This is a genomic window from Enterobacter sp. RHBSTW-00593 (assembly GCF_013784105.1).
Taxonomy (GTDB): Bacteria; Pseudomonadota; Gammaproteobacteria; order Enterobacterales; family Enterobacteriaceae; genus Enterobacter; species Enterobacter ludwigii.
On the sequence record NZ_CP056393.1, the window covers coordinates 2,584,629 to 2,608,446 of the forward strand.

Genomic DNA, 23,818 nt, shown 5'->3' on the forward strand with positions numbered 1-23,818 from the left:
GTGACGGGCGCGAAACGGAAAAAGTGACGCGCCAGTCATGGATTTATGGGCAAAACACGGAATATCAACCGTCAGGCGTCGCTTTGGTCCCTTTCGGCGATCTCTTCTTCCTCGACAGGCGGTGGCGTTAACGGACCGCAGATGCGTTCAGCAAGCCATGTTGCCAGCGTCACAAGCAGCCATGAGATCAGCGTAGCCACCACCAAATCCCGCGGCCAGTGCATACCCAGCAGCAAACGACTGCCCATCACCCCTGTGGCCCAGACCAGTAAAATCGCGATCGTGACAGTACGTCGCCGTGGCCAAAGCAGCCCTACACCCAGTAACGCCCAGCTGGCGGCAAACATGGTATGGCCGGAAGGAAAAGCAAACCCGGTCTCTTTTTGCCAGTGTTTACGTAAGAACTTCGGGATATCCTGCTGTTCCGCAAGCTGTTCTTTGACCAGCGCACCACGATCTTTACGTTTTAAATTGTAGAACTCATCCACCGGAACATGGTGCGCTTTTTCCAGCCAGACGACAAAAGGACGCGGCTCCTGGACATGATCTTTAACCCAGGACTTCACGCCCTGTCCGATGAGGATCGCCCCACCGAGTATCGCAAAGAGCATCAGCGCCGCACGCAGACGAAAGCGCAAACACCACAGAAACCAGGCGCAAAGGATCACATGCGTGATAATTCCCCACGGCTGGGTGACCGTCTCCGTTATCCAGTATAATGTTTTCAGCCATGTGGCGTTCTGCCCCGGCTGCCACATCCAGCCTGAGACCCATACGGCCAGCGGCATAATAAGTAGAATGGCCGCACCTGCTGCCGTACGTCTGGCGATTGAAAGCATGTCTTCTCCTTTTTCGCTAAGCACCACAATCATAACTGAAATTCATCTGTTGGGTGGATATGTCGGATCGTGCGTTTAACGTCCATATAGCATGGCGCCCATTAGGCGAACGTGCTGAGCTTGTGGCAAAATGAACAGATACAGAAAGCCAAACAGGCGAAAGGCACGAAACGTGTCAGCCTACTCTGGAGAATCACATGCAGCTTAAACGTGTGGCAGAAGCCAAACTGCCAACCCCATGGGGCGATTTCCTGATGGTGGGATTTGAAGAACTGGCAACCGGACAGGATCATGTCGCGCTGGTGTTCGGTGACATTTCAGGACAGACGCCGGTACTCTCTCGCGTACATTCGGAGTGTCTGACTGGCGATGCCTTGTTCAGCCTGCGCTGTGATTGCGGTTTCCAGCTTGAAGCCGCCCTTTCTCATATCGCTGAAGAAGGTCGTGGGGTGCTGCTTTATCACCGTCAGGAAGGTCGTAATATTGGCCTGCTGAATAAAATCCGCGCCTACGCGCTGCAGGATCAGGGATACGATACGGTTGAAGCGAACCACCAGCTCGGGTTTGCTGCCGATGAGCGCGACTTTACCCTGTGCGCCGATATGTTCAAGCTTCTTGGGGTAGATGAGGTCCGTCTGCTGACCAATAACCCGAAAAAGGTGGAAATCCTGACCGAAGCGGGGATCAATATCGTCGAACGTGTTCCGCTGATTGTCGGCCGTAACCCGAAAAATGCCCACTATCTTGATACCAAAGCCGCCAAAATGGGTCACCTCCTGAGCGAGTGATCGCGAGATGCCCGGCATCGCCATCGCGAGCCGGGCTGACTGCGTCAATCCAGCATTTTACGAATCACGTAATGTAATATGCCGTCGTTCTGGTAGTAGGTCAGCTCGGTTGCCGTATCAATGCGACACCGGCATTCAAGCACTTCCGTTTTACCGTCTGCTCGCGTTAACGTCACCGGAACCGCTTTACCCGGCTGCAGGTTTTGCAGACCACTAATATCAATCTGCTCTTCCCCGGTCAGTCCCAGCGTTTTGCGGGTGACGCCTTGCGGGAACTCTAGCGGCAGGATCCCCATCCCGATAAGATTCGAACGGTGAATACGCTCGAAAGATTCGGCAATGACCACGCGAACCCCAAGCAGGCGCGGACCTTTCGCTGCCCAGTCTCGACTGGAGCCGGAGCCATACTCTTTACCGGCAATCACCGCCAGCGGCGTGCCTTCTTGCTGGTATTTGACGGCGGCATCATAAATCGAAACCACTTCCGTGCCAGGTAAATGACGCGTCATGCCCCCTTCCACGCCTGGAACCATTTCGTTGCGGATGCGGATGTTGGCAAACGTCCCGCGCATCATCACTTCGTGGTTACCACGACGCGATCCGTAGGAGTTGAAGTCCCGGCGTTCCACCCCACGGCTTTGCAGATAGCGGCCTGCCGGACTGTCGGCTTTGATACTGCCCGCCGGCGAGATGTGGTCCGTGGTAACGGAATCGCCCAGCATCGCCAGAATACGCGCCCCGTGGATATCCTTAAGCGGAGCAGGTTCAGCCAGCATGTCATCGAAGAACGGTGACAGACGAATATAGGTCGAATCATCCTGCCAGCCATAGGTATCCGAGCCCACGACGTTAATTGTTTTCCATTCCGGCGTGCCTTCAAACACTTCCGCATACTCTTTGCGGAACATTTCGGTTGAGACCTTTTCAACGGCTCGCGCGATGTCGCGTGAAGACGGCCAGATATCTTTCAGGTAAACAGGCTCGTTCTTGCGATCGTGACCAATCGGGTCTGTCGTGAGATTGATATTCATGTTTCCCGCCAGCGCGTAAGCCACAACCAGCGGCGGCGAGGCCAGCCAGTTGGTTTTCACCAGCGGATGAATACGCCCTTCAAAGTTGCGGTTACCGGAAAGAACCGCACCCACGGTAAGATCGCCCTGCTTGATCGCCGTTTCAATCGGCTCAGGCAGCGGACCGGAGTTACCGATACAGGTAGTACATCCGTAACCCACGAGGTTAAAGCCCAGCTCGTCAAGGTACGGGGTGAGTTTTGCCTGCGCCAGGTAATCTGAAACCACTTTAGAGCCCGGGGCCAACGAAGCCTTAACCCACGGCTGCGGTTTCAGGCCAAGCTCAACGGCTTTTTTGGCCAACAGTCCCGCGGCCATCAAAACGCTTGGGTTCGAGGTGTTGGTGCAGGAGGTGATAGCGGCAATAACCACCGCGCCATCCGGAAGTTGATACTGATGTCCGTTCAGGACATAGTCTATTGGACGGTGATCTTTTTTCGCGACATTAACTTCCAGTTCATTGCTGGCGGCAAAAGCTTTCGGTACGTCCGGTAACGCGACCCGATCCTGCGGGCGTTTTGGCCCGGCAAGGCTCGCCTCGACGCTTCCCATATCCAGCTCAAGCGTGCTGGTAAATACTGGCTCATCAACCGGGTTTCGCCACATCCCCTGCGCTTTAGTGTAGGCCTCGACCAGCGCGACCTGCTCTTCACTGCGACCACTCAGGCGCATATATTCCAGCGTGACGTCATCGATGGGGAAGAAGCCACAGGTCGCGCCATATTCCGGCGCCATATTGGCGATCGTGGCGCGATCGGCCAGCGGCAGCGAATCCAGCCCGTCACCGTAGAATTCAACAAATTTACCCACCACGCCATGCTTACGCAGCATCTGGGTGACGGTCAACACCAGGTCGGTGGCGGTAATGCCTTCCGACAGCTTACCGGTGAGTTTGAAGCCCACCACATCAGGAATGAGCATCGACACCGGCTGACCAAGCATAGCCGCTTCCGCTTCAATACCCCCGACGCCCCACCCCAGCACACCGAGGCCGTTAATCATGGTGGTATGTGAATCCGTCCCGACCAGCGTATCCGGATAAGCCACCCACTCTTTATCCTGCAATTCACTCCAGACGGCTTTGCCCAGATATTCGAGGTTAACCTGATGGCAAATACCGGTTCCAGGCGGAACCACGCTAAAGCGGCTGAACGCCTGTTGCCCCCATTTCAGGAAGACATAGCGCTCGTGGTTACGTTCCATCTCCAGACGTACGTTTTCACCAAAAGCGTCATCATTACCAAAGTGGTCAACGGTCACGGAGTGGTCAATCACGAGGTCAACGGGAGAAAGCGGATTCACTTTTGCCGTATCGCCCCCGAGGCGCTTAACGGCTTCGCGCATGGCGGCTAAATCAACCACGGCAGGAACACCGGTAAAGTCCTGCATCAGGACCCTCGCCGGGCGATAGGCTATTTCTCTGTCGGCATGGGCACTCTTCAGCCACCCCGCCAGCGCCTGGATATCCTCGAGGGTGACGGAATCGCCATCCTGCCAGCGTAAGAGGTTTTCCAGCAAAACTTTCAAGGACTTGGGTAAACGCGAAATGTCCCCAAGCGTTCTGGCAGCCAGTGGCAGGCTATAGTAATGCCAGGTTTTGTTTTCTGCCTGTAATGTGTCCTTACTGGCTTCGCGTAGGGTTAACGACATAAGCTCCTCCTTAATTACAGAGATGTCCTGACAATCATCAGGGCTGTAATTAAAGATAACACAAAGATGTCGTAACGTTTTGATAACAACCCGAATTGATAAATTTAGGAATGGTCCAGTAAAGTGCGAAAACAAAAAACCCCGCCGCAGCGAGGTTTTGGATTTACAGGAAGGCCAGCCAGATGAGCTGAGACCAGAACAGGATCGACACAGAAAAAACGCCGAGCCATGACCAGTATTTGTGAGACATCATGTTATTCATCATAGGGTACACCAGGCATTATTTTTAAAAAGGCTCCGAGGTTTGCCCTCAGTTCTATATTGCTGATGTGTATTTATTAAAGAGTACAAAGGTGCAGAGTCTTTATTCAGACTATTTGCATCATTACGCAATTAACTAAATTATTGTTTTTTGGGTTCGTCTTCTGCGAACACATCAATAAAGGCTTGCTGCTGTGGCGTCAGTTTCCAGGACGCGGGGACAACGGTCGCAGGTGCTTTGCGTCCTTTGTGACCACTGTCACGATGCTGACACATCTGTTTTACCGTTTCTGTACGTACCGTCACTGCCATATTCAACCCCAATATTTCCAGGCAAGGAGAGCAACCACTACCCAAAACAGGGCGGAGACGAGAAAGACCGCCAGCCAGGCTTTACGCTTGAGCGCAGGATCCCTTTGCGGTTCTTCACTTCCTGAAGGCATTGCTAACCTCATACAATCGATATCGCTTATCATTTAGGACCAAACAATTGGTACAATTAATCATCTGTTGAGATAAATCCTAAAGAAACTTTAGCCGAAAAGCCAGTGAATTTACGCATCAATTGGTGGGAAATATTCAATCTTTTGACCAGAAATAAATAATTGAAAAGAAATATTTGCGTAGCCGTAAATTAGTTTCTACTTTTGTCGCCAATTCACGACATTAAAACCATACAGATTAAATGGGTAATGACATTATATGGCAGGGAAAAGGTAGATGATGATAATTATGATTTAGCTTTAAGGAGTTAATTCGGTATCTTTCCGTGAGGGAAAGATACCGGGAGTGATTATTTTGCCGGAAGTTTGATGTCTTTAAACATCTCTTCAATATCTTCATTTGAACGTAATGCAACCGCCGTATCGACCACGTCACGCGTTAAATGCGGGGCAAAGCGTTGAATAAAATCATACATATAGCTGCGCAGGAAGGTGCTGCGACGGAAACCAATTTTGGTCGTGCTGTGGCTGAAAATATCGTGCGCATCAAGACGAACCAAATCCGGGTCTGAAACCGGGTCGACGGCCATGCTGGCAATCACCCCAACGCCCAGGCCAAGCCGCACATAGGTTTTAATGACATCAGCATCCGTGGCGGTAAAGACAATGCGCGGCGTTAATCCCGCCCGGTTAAAGGCCGTATCAAGCTCAGAGCGTCCGGTGAAGCCGAAGGTGTATGTCACTAAAGGATATTGCGCCAGCTCTTCAATAGTCACCGACCCTTTCCCCGCCAGCGGATGATCCGGGGTCACTACGATAGAACGGTTCCAGTGGTAGCACGGTAGCATAACCAGATCGTCATACAGGTGAAGCGCTTCTGTCGCGATGGCAAAGTCCGCGTTGCCCTTTGAAACCGCTTCAGCGATTTGCGTGGGCGAGCCCTGATGCATATGCAAAGAGACGCGCGGATAACGTTCTATAAAGCCCTTAATAACGCCTGGCAGCGCATAACGCGCCTGAGTATGCGTTGTGGCAATATAAAGCGAGCCTTTATCCGGCCAGGTATGTTCACCCGCCACGGACTTAATAGCGTCAACTTTGGAGAGGACTTCCCGGGCAATACGAATGATTTCCTGCCCGGCGGGTGTCACCTGCGTGAGGTGCTTACCGCTGCGAGCGAAAATCTGGATACCTAATTCGTCCTCCAGCATACGAACCTGTTTGCTGATGCCCGGTTGCGAGGTATATAACCCCTCAGCGGTAGAAGAGACGTTGAGGTTGTGATTCACCACCTCAACGATATAACGAAGCTGCTGTAATTTCATGCCAGACCATCCGATTTAGCGCACGCGGTCAATCGCTTAAGACGATTTGATAATAAGAAAAGGGTTAACTATAACCACTATATCATTTATAGCCTGACTGTATAGTACGGAACAAAAAATAATAACAAGGTAATAAAAAAGGGCCGGAAGTCCGGCCCTTTTACAGGTAAGTTACGGTAAGGGAAGATTATTTCTTGCCTTCAACCCATTTTCCGTCGACAAAGAAGGCGGACCAGCCGGTCGCTTTACCCTCTTTCTCAGCCGCAACGTACTGCTGTTTTGTTTTACGGCTAAAACGTACCACCGTTTTATTCCCTTCAGGATCCTGCTGTGGCGCATCGGCCAGATAACGCAGTTTCTCAGGCAGACGGTCGCGGAAGCGATGCAGCTCTTCCACCAGCGGCGCGCGGGTTTCACGCGATTTCGGGAAGGTGTTGGCCGCGAGGAATACCCCGGCAGCACCGTCACGCAGCACGAAATAGGCGTCAGACTTCTCACACGGCAATTCTGGCAGCGGAACCGGATCTTCCTTCGGCGGCGCGACTTCACCGTTACGCAGAATCTTACGGGTGTTCTTACACTCGTCGTTGGTGCACGCCATGTATTTCCCGAAACGCCCCATTTTCAGGTGCATTTCCGAGCCACACTTCTCGCACTCAACGATAGGGCCGTCATAGCCTTTGATGCGGAACTCACCCTCTTCGATCTCATAACCATCACACGTTGGGTTATTCCCGCAGACGTGCAATTTACGTTTCGGATCGATCAGGTAGCTGTCCATCGCCGTGCCACATTTCTTACAACGACGTTTGGCACGCAGGGCATTGGTTTCTGCATCGTCACCTTCCAGCACGTTAAGAACTTCGTTCTCAGGTACCAGGTTGATGGTGGTTTTGCAGCGCTCTTTCGGCGATAACGCATAGCCAGAGCAACCGAGGAAGACGCCTGTTGTCGCAGTACGGATCCCCATCTTACGGCCACAGGTTGGGCAATCGATGCTGGTCAGTACCATCTGGTTAGGCAGCATGCCGCCCTCTTCAGGATCTTTCTCCGCTTTTTCAAGCTGGTTGGTAAAGTCGCTGAAGAAGCTGTCGAGCACTTTCTTCCATTCCGCCTGATGGCTGGCAACCTGGTCAAGGCTGTCTTCCATCTGTGCGGTAAAGTCGTAGTTCATCAACTCGCGGAAGTTGGCTTCCAGACGGTCGGTTACGATCTCACCCATTTTTTCAGCGTAGAAACGGCGGTTTTCAACACGCACATAACCACGATCCTGAATGGTCGAAATGATTGACGCATAGGTTGACGGACGACCAATACCGCGTTTCTCCAGCTCTTTTACCAGCGATGCTTCGCTAAAGCGCGCAGGCGGCTTGGTAAAGTGCTGAGCTGGCACAAGGTCAACCAGAGAGAGTTCATCCCCTTTGTTCACCGCGGGCAGCGTTCGGTCTTCGTCGCCTTTACGCAGTGCAGGCATGACTTTCGTCCAGCCGTCGAAACGCAGGATACGGCCACGCGCTTTCAGACGGAAATCACCCGCACTGACGGTAAGCGTAGTGGAATCGTACTGCGCGGGTGTCATTTGACACGCGACGAACTGACGCCAGATAAGCTGGTACAGCTTCTGGGCGTCGGCTTCCATATCCTTCAGGGATTCCGCTAACACAGAGACGTCAGAAGGACGAATGGCTTCGTGCGCTTCCTGTGAGTTCTCTTTGCTGGCGTACTGGTTAGCGCTTTCCGGCAGGTATTTCTTACCGAAATTGTCACCGATATAGCCGCGCACCATGTTAACCGCATCCTGACTCAGGTTAGTCGAGTCGGTACGCATGTAGGTGATGTAACCCGCTTCATACAAGCGCTGGGCCATCATCATGGTTTTCTTCACGCCATAACCCAGACGCGTGCTTGCGGCCTGTTGCAGCGTAGAGGTAATAAACGGTGCGCCAGGCTTACTGCTGGTCGGTTTGTCTTCACGCTCCAGAACCTGATAGCGTGCTTTTTCCAGCAACGCCACCGCGGCCATGGTCTGGTCACGGTTTTCAGGACGGAAAGGCTTGTCGTTCTGATGGCTCACCTGCAGCGGCAGAGCATCCCCGCCCGGCGTGGTGACATTCGCGTCGACTTCCCAGAACTCTTCTGGCACAAACGCTTTAATTTCGCGTTCACGCTCAACAACGAGACGCACGGCAACGGATTGCACACGGCCTGCGGACAGACCACGGGCAATCTTTTTCCACAGCAGTGGAGACACCATGTAGCCTACAACACGGTCCATAAAGCGACGTGCCTGCTGCGCGTTTACACGGTCAATGTTCAGTTCGCCCGGCTTTTCAAACGCCTGACGAATCGCATTCTTCGTAATTTCGTTAAACACTACACGGCTGTAGCGTTTGTCATCACCACCGATCACTTCCCGCAGGTGCCACGCAATGGCTTCCCCTTCGCGGTCAAGGTCGGTTGCGAGATAGATGTGGTCTGCTTTTTCAGCAAGCTGTTTCAGCTCATTAACAACTTTTTCTTTCCCGGGCAGCACTTCGTATTGTGCATCCCAGTTGTGCCATGGGTTAACACCCATGCGGTTGACAAGCGCGCTACGTTCATCCTTTTTAGGCTTTTTAGCCCCTTTGGTGGAGGTAGAGTCTGCGCTCTTTTTGCTGGCTGAGCCACTGGTCGGCAAATCGCGGATATGACCCACGCTGGACTTAACCACGTAGTCATTACCCAGATACTTATTGATCGTTTTGGCTTTTGCCGGGGACTCAACGATGACGAGAGCTTTACCCATATTCACCTTTACCTAATTTAATTCTTCCAGGAATACGCCGCACGTTGATTTCCCTTCCACTGACGACGCGTCATTGATATTGCGACTGCGTCAGGGGATATCAACCCCTTTGTCTTACCGAACGTCAGAGAAATGACGCCCAGGTGATTGAGTTTTCGGGTATTTTTCTCACGCCTCATATGATTCGTGACGAATTACCGGTCGAATGTCAAGCAATTCTGTTGCCAGAATGACGAAAGCGCACACTCTACCTGATAAAATCCGTTACGCAACTTTATTAGCATGCAAAAGCAAATCACGCCAGCCAGGCTCCTGCGCCTTATCCCCTAAGATTACAGGGAAAATTTGCCCCCAAAGCGCCCTCGGCGTAGACTATTGTCACTGTTTAAGGAGTGGATTATGCACAATACGACCCAACCAATTGACCGAGTCTCTCTGCTTATCGAAGCAAACAAGCTTATCCGTGATCATGAAGATACTCTGGCGGGCATTGAAGCCACCGGCGTAGAACAGCGTAATGGCGTGCTGGTTTTCAGCGGCGAATACTTCCTTGACGAACAGGGGCTACCTACCCCGAAAAGCACCGCCGTGTTCAACATGTTTAAACACCTGGCGCATACGCTTTCAGAGAAATATCACCTGGTTGATTAATGCTAAACGCGAGGCCTGAGCCTCGCGTTTTTGTTTACAGCAACGGTTTTTGTCCGCGCTGTAGCCAGCGGAGCAACAGCCGATCGGCACTTTCTGCCGCACTGTTGGTAAAGCGATCGAGCAGACGCTTGCGCTGCGTAAAGCGCACGCCCACCAGCTCACGGCCATCCATCAGGTTCAGCAGCAGGTCATCGCTGGTGCCCACTTCATCTACCAGTCCTTTCTCCTGGGCCTGGATACCGTACCAGTGCTCCCCCGTCGCGACCTGCTCAATATCGAGCGATGGGCGCATGCGGTGCACAAAGTCTTTAAAGAGGTGGTGCGTTTCATTGAGATCTTCACGGAATTTCTGACGCCCTTCTTCCGTGTTTTCCCCCAGCAGCGTCAGAGTGCGTTTGTACTGCCCGGCCGTGTGCAGTTCAATGTCGATCTCTTTGTTTTTGAGGAAGCGGTTAAAGTTAGGGATTTGCGCAACCACACCGATTGAACCAATAATAGAAAACGGTGCCGCCACAATTTTATCCGCGACGCAGGCCATCATGTAGCCACCGCTCGCCGCGACTTTATCCACCGCAACGGTCAGCGGGATCTGTTTTTCACGCAGGCGCTGCAGCTGTGACGCAGCCAGTCCGTAACCGTGTACCACACCGCCCGGGCTTTCAAGACGCACCACCACCTGATCCTGCGGTTTTGCCACGGCAAGAACGGCAGTGACCTCTTCGCGCAAAGAAGAAACTTCATGCGCATCCATGCTGCCTTTAAAGTCGAGCACATAGACGCGTGGCTTTGCCTCATCCTGCGGTGCATTGAGCTTGGCTTTCGCTTTTGCCGCTTTGGCTTCCTGTTTATGCTTTTTCTTCTGCGCTTTAAGCCACTGCTTCTGTTGATGGCTATCGAGCAGCGACAGAGACATATCTTCCTGCATCTCTTTATACTGCTCACTCAGGCGGGTAATGCGTAACTCCCCACGCTGACGCTTACGCTGCGTCAGGTTTACAATCAGAACGGCAATCACCGCAATGGCAATCACCACCGTTGCGATTTTGGCCAAAAACAACCCATACTGAGAAAGTAATTCCACGCGTTCCACCTTGTTTAACCACGATTCTTTCACGGCAGTGTACAACAGCCCTGCCCATGCGTCTCGCTCGTGACATTACCTCTGCGAGCCTGCTTCAGGAATCCCCTCATGGGGGTTTAAATATTTGCAAATTGTTAATTTTACAGTAATGCCTCCTGTAGACTGATTGAATTCTCATGCTAATTCGGGCATAAAGCCGAAAAGTCATAAAGAAGGCGTCATTGCGTCACTGCGCGCCAGAGGAGTCCCCGTGCATTATCAACCGCAAAAAAATCTGCTGCAAAATCGCATCATTCTGGTCACCGGTGCCAGCGACGGAATTGGTCGCGAGGCGGCCCTGACCTACGCTGACTATGGCGCGAGCGTTATTCTTATTGGTCGTAATGAAGAGAAACTGAAAAGCGTCGCGCAGGAAATAGAGGCGGCAGGCGGCATTCCGGCCCCGTGGTATACCCTCGATTTACTCACCTGCACGCCAGCGGTGTGCCAGGAGCTTGCTCACCGTATTAGCGCCCACTATCCGCGGCTGGACGGTGTCCTGCACAATGCGGGTTTGCTGGGAGAAGTCCGTCCTATGGATGAACAGGATCCCGATATCTGGCAGCAGGTGATGCAGGTCAACGTCAACGGCACGTTTTTCCTGACGCAGGCATTGCTTCCTTTATTACTTAAATCCGAGTCCGGCTCGCTGGTCTTTACCTCCTCAAGCGTAGGCCGCGAAGGTCGAGCCAACTGGGGGGCATATGCCGTCTCGAAATTCGCGACTGAAGGGATGATGCAGGTGCTGGCGGAGGAGTATCAAAGCCGCCATCTGCGCGTAAATTGCATTAACCCGGGTGGAACGCGCACCAAAATGCGCGCCAGCGCCTTCCCGTCGGAAGACCCGCAGAAACTGAAAACACCCGCAGACATTATGCCGCTCTATCTCTGGCTGATGGGCGACGACAGTCGTCGTAAAACGGGGATGACCTTCGATGCCCAGCCGGGCCGTAAACCAGGGATTTCGCAATGAGTGAAGAACGCCATCAACAACGCCAGCAGCGTCTGAAGGAACAGGTCGATGCGCGCGTTGCGGCCGCACAGGACGAGCGCGGGATAATTATCGTCTTTACCGGTAACGGCAAAGGTAAAACTACCGCGGCATTTGGCACCGCCACGCGTGCTGTCGGTCACGGGCAGAAAGTGGGCGTCATTCAGTTCATCAAAGGCGAATGGCCGAACGGCGAACGTAATCTGCTTGAACCGCATGGCGTTGAATTTCAGGTGATGGCGACAGGTTTTACATGGGATACGCAGAACCGGGAAACCGATACTGCAGCTTGTCTTGCAGTCTGGGAGCACGCCAAAAGAATGCTGGCAGACCCCGCCCTGAATATGGTTCTGCTGGATGAGATAACCTATATGGTGGCCTACGACTATCTCCCGCTGGATGCGGTACTGGAGGCGTTACAACAACGCCCGGCGCACCAGACGGTTATCGTCACGGGGCGTGGCTGTCATCGGGAAATACTGGAGCTTGCTGATACCGTCAGCGAACTGCGTCCGGTCAAACACGCGTTTGACGCGGGAATCAAAGCACAAATCGGTATTGATTACTAAGAAAAAAGCCCGGTGATCTTCACCGGGCTTTTATGTTAACCGTTGTTGTTACGGCTGCCAGAGCGGCGGTTGCTGCTCACCTGGCTATGGCGTTTCACCGCACGACGGATCTGATTCGCCTTCATACGACGACGATCTTTCTCCACCGCCACTTTAGAGGTGGTTTCTGGCGTCAGGCCAACCAGTTCACGCAGGTAGTTAGTCTGTGTCAGATCCAGCTCGGTATAACCACCCCGTGGCAGACCTTTTGGCAGCAGGATGTCGCCATAACGGACACGGATCAGACGGCTCACCTGCACACCTACCGCTTCCCAAAGACGACGCACTTCGCGGTTACGGCCTTCAGTCAGGGTAACGTTGTACCACTGGTTAATGCCTTCGCCACCGGTGAATTTGATGGTTTTAAATGCCGCAGGACCGTCTTCCAGCTGAACGCCGCGTGACAGATCGCGCAGTTTATTCTCATCAACCTGGCCGAAGACACGCACGGCGTATTCGCGTTCCACTTCACGGCTAGGGTGCATCAGACGGTTTGCCAGTTCACCATCAGTGGTAAACAGCAGCAGGCCGCAGGTATTCACGTCCAGACGACCCACGGCAATCCAGCGAGCGCCGCGCAGTTTAGGCAGACGGTCAAACACCGTCGGGCGACCTTCAGGGTCGTTGCGCGTACACAGCTCGCCTTCTGGCTTGTAATACGCCAGCACGCGGCAAATCTGCTCAGCGGACTCTTTCACGGAGATAAGATGACCGTCGATGCGGATCTTCAATCCCGGTACGATTTCTACGCGGTCACCCAGCGTGGCGATTTTACCGTCCACACTCACGCGACCCGCTTCAATAATGGCTTCGATTTCACGGCGTGAACCGTGGCCGGCACGCGCCAGCACTTTCTGTAACTTCTCGCTCATTGAGCTTCCTCAGGTGTCGCCTTCACAGGCGTCGAATCAGGTCAAAAGAGGGCTCAGCCCTGCTTTGATGGCCGCGTAGTATATCTGCTTACACCCTTACAAGAAAGGCTTAACATCACCCACGCCTTCACGAATCACTTCTGGCGCATCTTCGGTTAAGTCAACAACGGTGGTTGGCTGCTGACCAAGGTAGCCGCCATGAATAATCAACTCGACCACCTTTTCCAGACGGTCTTTAATCTCTTCGGGATCGGATTCGGTGAACTCGCTGCCAGGCAACATTAAAGAGGTCGAAAGCATCGGCTCGCCGAGGGTTTCCAGCAGCGCCTGCGCAATCGGGTTGGACGGTACGCGCATCCCGATGGTTTTACGCTTTTCCTGTAACAGTCGGCGCGGCACTTCCTTGGTTCCTTTAAGAATAAAGGTGTAGTTGCCCGGCGTGTTATTTTTGATCAGACGAAACGCCACGTTATCGACATACGCGTAGGTCGACAGTTCAGAAAGATCGCGGCACATCAGGGTAAAGTTATGGCCGTCCGGCAGCTGACGAATGCGGCAAATGCGCTCCATCGCCCCTTTGTCTTCAATTTTACAGCCCAGCGCATAGCCAGAATCGGTCGGGTAGACAATCACGCCGCCTTTGCGAACGATCTCCACGGCCTGATTAATTAAGCGTGGCTGCGGGTTATCCGGATGAATATAGAAAAACTGACTCATACTTCCCTCTCTTCAATTTTCTGCGGCTGTTCCCACAGCTGCCAGACGGGCTCAACGCCTGCGGGCAACCAGAGCTTGCGTCCCAGCTCGATCCACGCACAGGGCTGATGGAAATCCGACCCCTGCGAACCCAGCAGACCGAACTGACGCGCGTAGGTTGCGAGCTGCGCACGCTCATTGGGCGCCTGCTGACACTGGGCGACTTCCATCGCCTCACCGCCACATTCGGCAAAGTGCGCCAGCAGTCTTTTCAGCCACTTAGCAGAAAGATTATACCGCCCCGGATGGGCGAGCACGGCCTTACCGCCAGAATGATGAATGACATCAATAGCTTGTTTTATTGTACACCACTGTGGCGGAACGTAACCGGTTTTCCCGCGTGCCAGATATTTTTTAAACACGTCCGCCATCGTTGTGGCTTTGCCCGCCTCAACCAGAAAACGGGCAAAATGGCCGCGCGTCACCGCCCCACCGTTTGCCAGTTTCTGTGCACCTTCCAGCGCTCCGGGAATATGCGCTTTTTCCAGTCGCTCACCAATCATTTCGGCGCGTTCGTTGCGGCGCGATTTTTGTTCTTGCAAAAACGCACGCATTGCCGGATGTTCAATATCGATATTGAGGCCAACAATGTGAATTTCGTGATTTTCCCAGACTGTCGAAATTTCGACGCCGGGCACCAGATTCAGCGCCAGTCCGCTGCGGGCAATCTCAGCGCGCGCCGCGGGAATAGCATCTGTCGTATCGTGATCGGTTATCGCCAGCGTGCCAACACGCATTTCAACGGCGCGATGAACCAGGGCTTCGGGTGTCAGCAGGCCATCAGAGGCCTGAGTATGGCTGTGTAAATCATAAATTACGGCGTAGGTGGTATCGCTCAAAGCACTTCCCATAGCAGGTTAAAGACATCCGAAACCCCTATGATAACGGCTTGGCGCGAAATTCTGAAATCAAGGGTTGACAACTTGTCATCGAACTAGTTAACTAGTACGCAAGTTCACACGAGAAAGGTATCTGAAAATGACAGCACATTTCACTCTGCACGGTTGGTGGCGCACATCCTGATTATCGGGCAGTGTCACACGTCTGCAAAATGCAAACAGATACCCAGCCCGCGACTAAGCGGGCTTTTTTTTGAACAGAATAAATGAGAACAACATAATGCAAACAGCCAAACCACACCTCGAATTGCTGACCTGCGAGGCGGTCTATCGCCACAACCCAACCGCGCTGTTTCATCAGGTCTGCGGTGCGCGTCCGGCAACGTTGCTGCTGGAATCCGCGGATATTGACAGTAAAGACGATCTTAAGAGCCTGCTGCTGGTCGACAGCGCCTTGCGCATTACCGCGCTGGGTGACACTGTCACGATTAAGGCGCTCTCTGAGAACGGTGCCGCGCTGCTGCCACTGCTGGACGCCTCCCTGCCAGCGGGCATCGAGAATGAACGTCACCCGGAAGTGCGGATACTGCATTTCCCGCCGGTCAGCCAACTGCTGGACGAAGATGCACGCCTCTGTTCTTTGTCAGTCTTCGATGCCTTCCGCCTGCTGCAAAACCTGGTCTCGGTACCAGAAGATGAACGCGAAGCGATGTTCTTTGGCGGGCTGTTTGCTTACGATCTGGTCGCCGGTTTCGAAGACCTGCCGGAAACCGAACAGGGCAACCGCTGCCCTGACTACTGCTTCTACCTGGCCGAGACCCTGCTGGTGATCGACCATCAGAAAAAATACACCCGTATTCAGGCGAGTCTGTTCACGCCATCCGTGACCGAGAAAACACGTCTTGAGCAGCGCATTGCTCAGCTGCAACAGCAAATGACCGAAGCGCCACCCGCACTGCCGGTTCAGCATGTAGAGAAGATGACCTGTGAGGTTAACCAGACCGACGATCAGTACGGTGCCGTGGTGCGTCAGATGCAAAAGGCGATTCGCGCCGGGGAAATTTTCCAGGTCGTCCCGTCCCGTCGTTTCTCACTGCCCTGCCCGTCGCCGCTGGCGGCCTATGACGTGCTGAAAAAGAGCAACCCAAGCCCGTATATGTTCTTTATGCAGGACAACGAGTTCACCCTGTTTGGTGCGTCACCGGAAAGCTCCCTGAAATACGACGCCACCAGCCGCCAGATCGAGATCTACCCGATTGCCGGTACACGTCCGCGCGGGCGTCGCGCCGATGGCTCTCTGGATCGCGATCTCGACAGCCGTATCGAACTGGAAATGCGCACCGACCACAAAGAGCTCTCCGAGCACCTGATGCTGGTTGACCTGGCGCGTAACGATCTGGCCCGCATTTGTACTCCCGGCAGCCGCTATGTGGCTGACTTAACGAAAGTCGACCGTTACTCCTTCGTAATGCACCTGGTCTCCCGCGTGGTGGGTGAACTGCGCAACGACCTCGACGTGCTGCACGCCTATCGCGCCTGCATGAATATGGGCACCCTGAGCGGTGCGCCGAAAGTCCGTGCGATGCAGCTTATCGCCGCCGCCGAAGGGCGTCGTCGTGGCAGCTATGGCGGTGCGGTGGGTTATTTCACCGCGCACGGTGACCTTGATACCTGCATCGTTATCCGCTCTGCCTATGTTGAAGACGGCATTGCCACCGTCCAGGCGGGCGCCGGGGTGGTTCTTGATTCTGTTCCGCAGTCTGAAGCTGACGAAACGCGCAATAAAGCTCGCGCGGTATTGCGCGCCATCGCTACCGCACACCATGCACAGGAGATTTTCTGATGGCTGACATTCTGCTGCTCGATAATATCGACTCCTTTACCTATAACCTGGCAGATCAGCTGCGTGCGAATGGTCACAACGTCGTTATCTATCGTAACCACGTGCCGGCGCAAACCCTGATTGAGCGTCTGGCAACCATGCAAAACCCGGTCCTGATGCTCTCTCCTGGCCCCGGCGCCCCCAGTGAAGCGGGCTGTATGCCTGAACTTCTGACCCGTATGCGCGGCAAGTTGCCTATTATCGGCATCTGCCTGGGGCATCAGGCGATTGTTGAAGCCTATGGCGGATACGTCGGCCAGGCGGGTGAAATCCTGCACGGTAAAGCCTCCAGCATTGAACATGACGGTCAGGCGATGTTTGCCGGGCTGCCGAATCCGCTGCCGGTGGCGCGCTACCACTCGCTGGTCGGCAGCAACATCCCGGCTGGCCTGACCATTAACGCCTCGTTCGAAGGCATGGTGATGGCCGTACGTCACGATACCGATCGTGTCTGTGGGATGCAGTTCCATCCGGAGTCAATCCTCACCTCTCACGGCGCGCGTCTGCTGGAACAGACCCTGGACTGGGCGCTGCAGAAACTGGAACAGACCAACACCCTGCAACCTGTTCTGGAAAAATTGTACCAGGCACAGACCCTGAGCCAGCAGGAGAGCCACCAGCTCTTCTCCGCCGTGGTTCGTGGTGAACTGAAGCCTGAACAACTGGCGGCCGCGCTGGTGAGCATGAAAGTTCGCGGTGAAAGCCCGCAGGAAATTGCCGGTGCGGCAACGGCGCTGCTGGAAAATGCCGCCCCGTTCCCGCGCCCGGACTACATGTTTGCGGATATCGTCGGTACCGGTGGTGACGGCAGCAACAGCATCAATATCTCCACCGCCAGCGCCTTCGTGGCGGCTGCCTGTGGTTTGAAAGTGGCAAAGCACGGTAACCGCAGCGTCTCCAGCCGGTCGGGATCGTCGGACCTGCTGGCCGCATTCGGCATCAATCTCGAGATGAACGCCGAACGTTCGCGTGAAGCCCTGGACGACCTGGGCGTCTGCTTCCTGTTTGCGCCGAAATATCACACCGGTTTCCGCCATGCGATGCCGGTTCGCCAGCAGCTTAAAACCCGCACGCTGTTTAACGTGCTCGGCCCGCTGATCAACCCGGCCCATCCGCCGCTGGCGCTGATTGGCGTCTACAGCCCGGAGCTGGTTCTGCCGATTGCAGAGACCCTGCGCGTGTTGGGTTATCAACGTGCCGCGGTGGTTCACAGTGGGGGAATGGATGAAGTGTCGCTGCATGCGCCAACGCTGGTGGCCGAACTTCGCGACGGTGAAATCCTGAGCTATCAGCTGGAGGCGAGCGACTTTGGTTTAACGCCTTACCATCAGGAAGCGCTGGCGGGCGGCACGCCTGAAGAAAACCGTGACATTCTGACGCGCTTATTACAAGGTAAAGGTGAGGTCGCCCACGAGGCCGCCGTGGCTGCCAACGTCGCGATGCTGATGCGTTTGCACGGCGAGGAAGACCTCAAAGCCAACGCACAAAAAGTTCTGAACGTACTGCGCTCAGGTGCAGCTTACGATCGCGTTACCGCACTTGCGGCAAGAGGGTAAAGAATGCAGACCGTTTTAGCGAAAATCGTTGCCGATAAGGCCATCTGGGTGGAAGCACGTAAAGCACAGCAGCCGCTGGCCAGCTTCCAGAATGACGTTGTCCCGAGCAGCCGTCGTTTCTATGATGCTCTGCAGGGCGCACGCACCGCGTTTATTCTTGAGTGCAAAAAAGCGTCTCCGTCGAAAGGCGTTATCCGTGACGATTTCGATCCGGCGCGAATTGCCGGTATCTACAAACATCATGCGTCAGCTATCTCCGTGCTGACGGATGAGAAGTATTTCCAGGGCAGCTTCGATTTCCTGCCCGTTGTCAGCGGGATCGCGCCACAACCGATCCTGTGCAAAGACTTTATTATCGACCCGTATCAGATCTGGCTGGCACGCTTTTACCAGGCCGATGCCTGCCTGCTGATGCTCTCAGTGCTGGATGACGAACAGTATCGCCAGCTCGCTGCAGTCGCGCACAGTCTGAACATGGGCGTGCTGACCGAAGTGAGCAACGAAGAGGAGCTGGAACGCGCCATTGAGCTGAAAGCCAAAGTGGTCGGCATCAACAACCGCGATCTGCGTGACCTGTCGATTGACCTGAACCGCACGCGCCAGCTGGCGCCGCGTCTGGGCTCTGGCGTCACCGTGATCAGTGAATCCGGTATTAATAGCTACGCTCAGGTCCGCGAACTGAGCCATTTCGCCAACGGTTTCCTGATTGGTTCTGCAATGATGGAACATGACGATCTCAATGCCGCGGTGCGCCGTGTACTCTTGGGTGAAAACAAAGTGTGCGGCTTAACCCGTGAAGAGGATGCCCTGGCCGCGTATGAAGCCGGTGCGATTTACGGCGGGCTGATTTTTGTCGCCTCCTCCCCGCGCGTGGTGACCGAAGCGCAGGCGCGTCAGGTGATGACGGCAGCGCCACTCAGCTATGTGGGGGTCTTTCGCAACGCGGATATCGCCGACGTGGTAGCAAAAGCCGAAGCGTTATCTCTGCATGCAGTGCAGCTTCATGGCAACGAAGATCAGGCCTATATCGATGCCCTGCGCAGCGCGCTGGCACCTCAGGTGCAAATCTGGAAAGCGCAGAGCGTGGGCGACAGGTTGCCTGAGCGTAACCTGAATCATGTTGATAAATACGTACTCGATAACGGCCAGGGCGGCACGGGACAGCGTTTTGACTGGTCCCTGTTGCACGGCGAAGTGCTGGACAATGTTTTGCTGGCGGGTGGACTTAGCCCGGATAACTGCGTGGAAGCCGCCAAAGCGGGCTGCGCGGGCCTCGATTTCAATTCAGGCGTAGAGTCGCAACCGGGCATCAAAGATGCCAGTAAGCTGGCCTCGGTATTTAAAACTCTGCGTGCATATTAAGGAAGAGAAGATGACGACATTACTAAACCCCTATTTTGGTGAGTTCGGCGGGATGTACGTCCCGCAAATCCTGATGCCCGCCCTGCGCCAGCTGGAAGAAGCGTTCGTGAGCGCGCAGAAAGATCCGGCGTTTCAGGCTGAGTTTACCGACCTGCTGAAAAACTACGCTGGCCGTCCAACGGCCCTGACGAAATGCCGTAACCTGACCGAAGGCACCAAAACCACGCTGTATCTTAAGCGTGAAGATTTGCTGCACGGCGGTGCGCATAAAACCAACCAGGTGTTGGGTCAGGCGCTGCTTGCAAAACGGATGGGTAAAACCGAAATCATCGCTGAAACTGGCGCAGGCCAGCACGGGGTGGCATCAGCCCTTGCCAGCGCCCTTCTCGGTCTGAAATGCCGCATTTACATGGGCGCAAAAGACGTTGAGCGCCAGTCACCTAACGTATTCCGTATGCGTCTGATGGGCGCTGAAGTGATCCCGGTGCACAGCGGCTCCGCGACGCTGAAGGATGCGTGTAACGAAGCGCTGCGCGACTGGTCTGGCAGCTATGAAACCGCGCACTATATGCTCGGCACCGCTGCAGGCCCGCACCCGTTCCCGACGATTGTGCGTGAATTCCAGCGCATGATTGGCGAAGAGACCAAAGCGCAGATCCTGGAAAAAGAGGGTCGCCTGCCGGATGCGGTGATCGCCTGCGTTGGCGGTGGCTCTAACGCTATCGGCATGTTCGCTGATTTCATCGACGAAACCAGCGTCGGGCTGATTGGCGTTGAACCTGCAGGCCACGGGATTGAAACCGGTGAGCACGGCGCACCGTTGAAACATGGTCGCGTCGGGATCTACTTCGGTATGAAAGCGCCGATGATGCAGACCGATGACGGCCAGATTGAAGAGTCATACTCTATCTCGGCAGGCCTGGATTTCCCTTCCGTTGGGCCTCAGCATGCCTTCCTGAACAGTACCGGTCGTGCGGACTACGTTTCCATTACCGATGACGAAGCCCTGGAGGCGTTTAAAACGCTCTGTCGCCACGAAGGGATCATTCCTGCCCTGGAGTCCTCTCACGCCCTGGCGCATGCGCTGAAAATGATGAAAGAGAACCCGGAAAAAGAGCAACTGCTGGTGGTTAACCTTTCCGGTCGCGGTGATAAAGACATCTTCACCGTTCACGATATTTTGAAAGCACGAGGGGAAATCTGATGGAACGCTACGATAACGCATTTGCAGCACTGAAATCTCGCCAGGAAGGCGCGTTCGTTCCCTTCGTGACGCTGGGTGATCCGGGTCCTGAGCAGTCGCTGAAAATTATCGACACCCTGATTGAGGCCGGTGCCGACGCGCTGGAGCTGGGTATTCCGTTTTCCGATCCTCTGGCCGATGGCCCGACTATCCAGAACGCAACGCTGCGGGCATTCGCGGCCGGTGTCACCCCGGGGCAATGTTTTGAGATGCTGGCCGCTATCCGCCAGAAGCACCCGACCATTCCGATTGGCCTGTTGATGTATGCCAACCTGGTCTTCAGTCGCGGTATTGAGACCTTTTATGCAGAATGCGCGCGCGTGGGCGTTGACTCGGTGCTGGTGGCAGACGTACCGGTTGAAGAATCTGCGCCGTTCCGCCAGGCGGCGATGCGCCATAACGTGGCACCTATCTTCATCTGCCCGCCAAACGCCGATGATGAACTGCTGCGCCAGATTGCCTCTTATGGTCGCGGGTATACCTACCTGCTCTCCCGTGCGGGTGTAACTGGCGCGGAGAACAAAGCGGCGCTGCCTCTGCATCATCTGGTCGAGAAGCTGGCTGAATACCACGCGGCTCCTCCGCTGCAGGGCTTTGGGATTTCATCTCCCGATCAGGTCACGGCGGCAATTGACGCTAACGCAGCCGGTGCAATTTCAGGCTCCGCTATCGTTAAAATCATTGAGAAGAACGTGGACAAGCCAGAGCAAATGCTGGCTGAGCTGAAAACGTTTGTGAGCGCAATGAAAGCGGCAACGCGTAAAGCGTAACCTCTCCACCGTCTGGCTCCCCGCCAGACGGTGTTTCTGCCGATCAGTTATCCGGGTTCATCGTAAGCACTATCCGGTAGCGCGCCTTTCCCTGCCGTAACCTGTCGAGCGCCTCATTTGCCTGTTCAAAGGGCATCAGCTCTGTGACTGGCAGCGTCTGAAAGAGGTGGCTGAAACGCAGCGCGCGTTCGGTTTGCGACGGGGTGCTGACAAATGAACCTGTCAGGGTGCGTTCCGCGCCAATCATCATACCCGGCATGACCTGCAACGGTGTGCGTCCGGCACCCAACAGGATCGCTTTTCCTCTGGGGGCCAGGGCTGGCAATAACGCTGAAACCGCGTCTGCATCCGGGGCAGTGGCCACAATAATCTCGACGCCGCCTTCCGCTCTCAGCCGTTCCGCCGCGTTTTCCATCTGCGCATCGATATAGTGATGGGCGCCCAGCTGTAAAGCGTCATGCGCCTTTTCACTGCCGCGCGCAATCACGATAACCTCAAACCCCATCCTCCGGGCGTACTGAATCGCCATATGGCCTAAGCCACCAATACCGAGAATAGCCACCCTGTCTCCCGCGCTGGCACCGGATTGACGCAACGCGTTAAAGGTTGCCGTACCGGCGCACAAGATCGGGGCCGCGTGAACGGAAGTGAGCGCTGAAGGAATGGCAATCAGCGCGGTATGGCGGATAACAACATACTCGGCGTAACCTCCGTCACAGCTCAGCCCCGGCGTTAGCTGATTTTCACACAGGTGAAAAAGCCCGTTACGGCAAGGCGGGCAATGCTGGCAATATCCCCCAAGACGCCCGACGCCCACGCGCTGACCGGTGTGCCAGATCCCGGGAACTGCATCTCCTTTCCGGGTAATGTGGCCCACAATTTCATGGCCCGGAATGCGCCCGGGCTGCCCCGCTTCCGGTACCTTCTCCGCATCCTGAAGATCGGCACCACAAACCCCGCATACCTCAATTTTAATCAGTACGTCCTCGGGCCCCGGCTCGGGCAACGGTCTGACGACCATTTCAAGCACGCCCGGCGAGGAAACCTGCATAGCACGAAAAGTTTTATTCACGGTATCACCTGTGATGAGCGGTGTATTAGGCGTTACGGCCAGCCATGACGCCGCCGTCAATGTCCCAGATTGCGCCGGTGACCCAGCCTGTCTTGTCAGAAAGCAGGAAGGCAACCGTTTCAGCCACATCGCCCGGCGTACCCACGCGGCCAATCGGATGGAAGCTGTCGAAGCTGTTCATCACCTCTTTTACATCGTCTTTCGGGATGAAGCCTTCATAAATTGGCGTGTGAACAACGGCCGGAGACACGGCATTGACGCGAATGCCTTTCCCGCCCAGCTCAATAGCCAGGTTTTTGGTCCACGCATGCAGGCCGGCTTTCGCCATGGAATATGCGGAAGACGGCGTGGCCCCGATGGCCTGCTGTGCCCACATAGAGCCGATATTGACGATGGAGCCTTTAATACCGGCATCAACCATATTGCGCACCACATCACGGGTGATGAAGAAGGTCGCGCGGTTGATGCTCATGTACATGTCGTAATCTGACGCTTCATGTTCAGTAAACGGTTTCGGGAAGAACACGCCAGCGGCATTGACCAGCAGGCTGATGTCTTTGTGTTCAGCATTGATGGTATTCATCACGTGCTGCATACCCTCTTCTTTCATCAGGTCAGCCACGATGATGGATACCGGTCCGTCGACCGCCAGCGCCTGACGAGCCTGCTCCGCTTTGTCCTTGCGGTTCCCCACCAGCACCACGCTGCCACCGTTTTTCAGAACCCGCTTCGCCGTTTCGAAGCCCATACCGCTTGTACCACCGACCACTAACAGCTTTTTACCGGCAAAAGATGCGTTCATCGCTAACCTCTTTTAAAACATTTGGTTGTCATTGATGAAAAGCCTCGCTCCTCATCGTGTGCATCCAGAATGCCACCCTGCACCAGGGTTGACGACTGAGAAGAAATTGCGACACAGGAAAGAAAATCTTCTT

23 protein-coding genes and 1 other annotated feature are annotated in these 23,818 nt (G+C 54.7%); of the genes, 10 read left to right on the forward strand and 13 right to left on the reverse strand.

Translation table 11 applies throughout. The annotated features are described in order from the left end of the window. Window positions 1-71: 71 nt before the first annotated feature. On the reverse strand, window positions 72-839 hold the full coding sequence (gene pgpB / locus HV242_RS12205) for a phosphatidylglycerophosphatase B (protein WP_020882442.1): 768 nt from the start codon (window positions 837-839) through the stop codon (window positions 72-74). Window positions 840-1,036: 197 nt separating this feature from the next. Here pgpB and ribA point away from each other — a divergent pair, with 197 nt between their 5' ends. Beyond that, window positions 1,037-1,627, forward strand: a complete 591-nt coding sequence (ribA, locus tag HV242_RS12210) for a GTP cyclohydrolase II (RefSeq protein WP_003856813.1) — start codon at window positions 1,037-1,039, stop codon at window positions 1,625-1,627. 44 nt (window positions 1,628-1,671) lie between these two features. On the opposite strand, the gene acnA is transcribed toward ribA, so the two are convergent. The 6 genes from acnA to topA form a co-directional block, all read right to left on the reverse strand. Next, window positions 1,672-4,347, reverse strand: coding sequence for an aconitate hydratase AcnA (gene acnA, locus HV242_RS12215; RefSeq protein WP_050736887.1), 2,676 nt, complete (start codon window positions 4,345-4,347; stop codon window positions 1,672-1,674). Between the two features lie 163 nt (window positions 4,348-4,510). Beyond that, window positions 4,511-4,609, reverse strand: a complete 99-nt coding sequence (gene ymiC / locus HV242_RS24260) for a small membrane protein YmiC (RefSeq protein ID WP_032669830.1) — start codon at window positions 4,607-4,609, stop codon at window positions 4,511-4,513. A gap of 140 nt (window positions 4,610-4,749) precedes the next feature. Continuing rightward, window positions 4,750-4,920: a hypothetical protein gene (locus tag HV242_RS12220; protein WP_032669764.1), complete on the reverse strand. Its 171-nt coding sequence runs from the start codon at window positions 4,918-4,920 to the stop codon at window positions 4,750-4,752. 2 nt (window positions 4,921-4,922) lie between these two features. Then, the gene (locus HV242_RS12225) at window positions 4,923-5,063 is read right to left on the reverse strand and encodes a YmiA family putative membrane protein (RefSeq protein WP_214579162.1); all 141 of its coding nucleotides are present in this window, start codon (window positions 5,061-5,063) and stop codon (window positions 4,923-4,925) included. 338 nt (window positions 5,064-5,401) lie between these two features. Next, window positions 5,402-6,376, reverse strand: coding sequence for an HTH-type transcriptional regulator CysB (gene cysB / locus HV242_RS12230; protein WP_006175683.1), 975 nt, complete (start codon window positions 6,374-6,376; stop codon window positions 5,402-5,404). Between the two features lie 187 nt (window positions 6,377-6,563). Further along, a complete protein-coding gene (gene topA, locus HV242_RS12235) occupies window positions 6,564-9,161 on the reverse strand; it encodes a type I DNA topoisomerase (protein WP_050736888.1) in 2,598 nt (865 codons plus the stop codon). Window positions 9,162-9,560: 399 nt separating this feature from the next. On the opposite strand from topA, the gene HV242_RS12240 reads away from it, so the two are divergent. Next, entirely contained in the window at window positions 9,561-9,812 is a 252-nt protein-coding gene (locus HV242_RS12240) for a YciN family protein (protein ID WP_044867926.1), read from the forward strand. Between the two features lie 34 nt (window positions 9,813-9,846). On the opposite strand, the gene sohB is transcribed toward HV242_RS12240, so the two are convergent. Continuing rightward, window positions 9,847-10,893 (reverse strand): protease SohB, encoded by a 1,047-nt coding sequence (sohB, locus tag HV242_RS12245; RefSeq protein WP_020882437.1) that lies wholly within the window; start codon window positions 10,891-10,893, stop codon window positions 9,847-9,849. A 250-nt stretch (window positions 10,894-11,143) separates the two neighbouring features. On the opposite strand from sohB, the gene HV242_RS12250 reads away from it, so the two are divergent. Together HV242_RS12250 and cobO are read left to right on the forward strand one after the other, a co-directional pair. Beyond that, on the forward strand, window positions 11,144-11,905 hold the full coding sequence (locus HV242_RS12250) for a YciK family oxidoreductase (protein WP_020882436.1): 762 nt from the start codon (window positions 11,144-11,146) through the stop codon (window positions 11,903-11,905). Further along, entirely contained in the window at window positions 11,902-12,492 is a 591-nt protein-coding gene (cobO, locus tag HV242_RS12255; RefSeq protein WP_020882435.1) for a cob(I)yrinic acid a,c-diamide adenosyltransferase, read from the forward strand. Before HV242_RS12250 ends, cobO begins: the two co-directional genes overlap by 4 nt. A 35-nt stretch (window positions 12,493-12,527) precedes the next feature. Here cobO and rluB read toward each other — a convergent pair whose 3' ends face one another. From rluB to rnm, 3 genes are all read right to left on the reverse strand, one after another. Next, window positions 12,528-13,403, reverse strand: a complete 876-nt coding sequence (gene rluB, locus HV242_RS12260; protein ID WP_008502809.1) for a 23S rRNA pseudouridine(2605) synthase RluB — start codon at window positions 13,401-13,403, stop codon at window positions 12,528-12,530. A gap of 96 nt (window positions 13,404-13,499) precedes the next feature. Beyond that, on the reverse strand, window positions 13,500-14,120 hold the full coding sequence (locus HV242_RS12265) for an L-threonylcarbamoyladenylate synthase (RefSeq protein ID WP_003856793.1): 621 nt from the start codon (window positions 14,118-14,120) through the stop codon (window positions 13,500-13,502). Next, window positions 14,117-15,010: an RNase RNM gene (gene rnm / locus HV242_RS12270; RefSeq protein WP_020882434.1), complete on the reverse strand. Its 894-nt coding sequence runs from the start codon at window positions 15,008-15,010 to the stop codon at window positions 14,117-14,119. The genes HV242_RS12265 and rnm overlap by 4 nt, the downstream gene beginning before the upstream one ends. A 127-nt stretch (window positions 15,011-15,137) precedes the next feature. On the opposite strand from rnm, the gene trpL reads away from it, so the two are divergent. The 6 genes from trpL (at window position 15,138) to trpA (ending at window position 21,811) form a co-directional block, all read left to right on the forward strand. Further along, window positions 15,138-15,182 (forward strand): trp operon leader peptide, encoded by a 45-nt coding sequence (gene trpL, locus HV242_RS24490; protein ID WP_106993556.1) that lies wholly within the window; start codon window positions 15,138-15,140, stop codon window positions 15,180-15,182. Continuing rightward, window positions 15,159-15,253, forward strand: a sequence feature (Trp leader region). (Overlaps the previous gene by 24 nt.) Window positions 15,254-15,278: 25 nt before the next feature. Continuing rightward, window positions 15,279-16,841 carry an anthranilate synthase component 1 gene (locus tag HV242_RS12280; RefSeq protein ID WP_032678293.1) on the forward strand — a complete coding sequence of 521 codons (1,563 nt, stop codon included), beginning with the start codon at window positions 15,279-15,281 and terminating at the stop codon, window positions 16,839-16,841. After that, window positions 16,841-18,436, forward strand: a complete 1,596-nt coding sequence (gene trpD, locus HV242_RS12285) for a bifunctional anthranilate synthase glutamate amidotransferase component TrpG/anthranilate phosphoribosyltransferase TrpD (protein WP_014170382.1) — start codon at window positions 16,841-16,843, stop codon at window positions 18,434-18,436. The genes HV242_RS12280 and trpD overlap by 1 nt, the downstream gene beginning before the upstream one ends. A gap of 3 nt (window positions 18,437-18,439) precedes the next feature. Further along, entirely contained in the window at window positions 18,440-19,798 is a 1,359-nt protein-coding gene (gene trpCF / locus HV242_RS12290) for a bifunctional indole-3-glycerol-phosphate synthase TrpC/phosphoribosylanthranilate isomerase TrpF (RefSeq protein WP_050736890.1), read from the forward strand. A 10-nt stretch (window positions 19,799-19,808) separates the two neighbouring features. Further along, window positions 19,809-21,002 (forward strand): tryptophan synthase subunit beta, encoded by a 1,194-nt coding sequence (trpB, locus tag HV242_RS12295; protein WP_020882431.1) that lies wholly within the window; start codon window positions 19,809-19,811, stop codon window positions 21,000-21,002. Beyond that, window positions 21,002-21,811, forward strand: coding sequence for a tryptophan synthase subunit alpha (trpA, locus tag HV242_RS12300; protein ID WP_044858488.1), 810 nt, complete (start codon window positions 21,002-21,004; stop codon window positions 21,809-21,811). The genes trpB and trpA overlap by 1 nt, the downstream gene beginning before the upstream one ends. A gap of 43 nt (window positions 21,812-21,854) precedes the next feature. Here trpA and HV242_RS12305 read toward each other — a convergent pair whose 3' ends face one another. Both HV242_RS12305 and HV242_RS12310 read right to left on the reverse strand, forming a co-directional pair. Continuing rightward, a complete protein-coding gene (locus HV242_RS12305) occupies window positions 21,855-22,883 on the reverse strand; it encodes a zinc-binding dehydrogenase (RefSeq protein WP_134178745.1) in 1,029 nt (342 codons plus the stop codon). Between the two features lie 25 nt (window positions 22,884-22,908). Beyond that, entirely contained in the window at window positions 22,909-23,685 is a 777-nt protein-coding gene (locus HV242_RS12310) for an SDR family NAD(P)-dependent oxidoreductase (protein ID WP_044858489.1), read from the reverse strand. Between the last annotated feature and the right edge of the window lie 133 nt (window positions 23,686-23,818).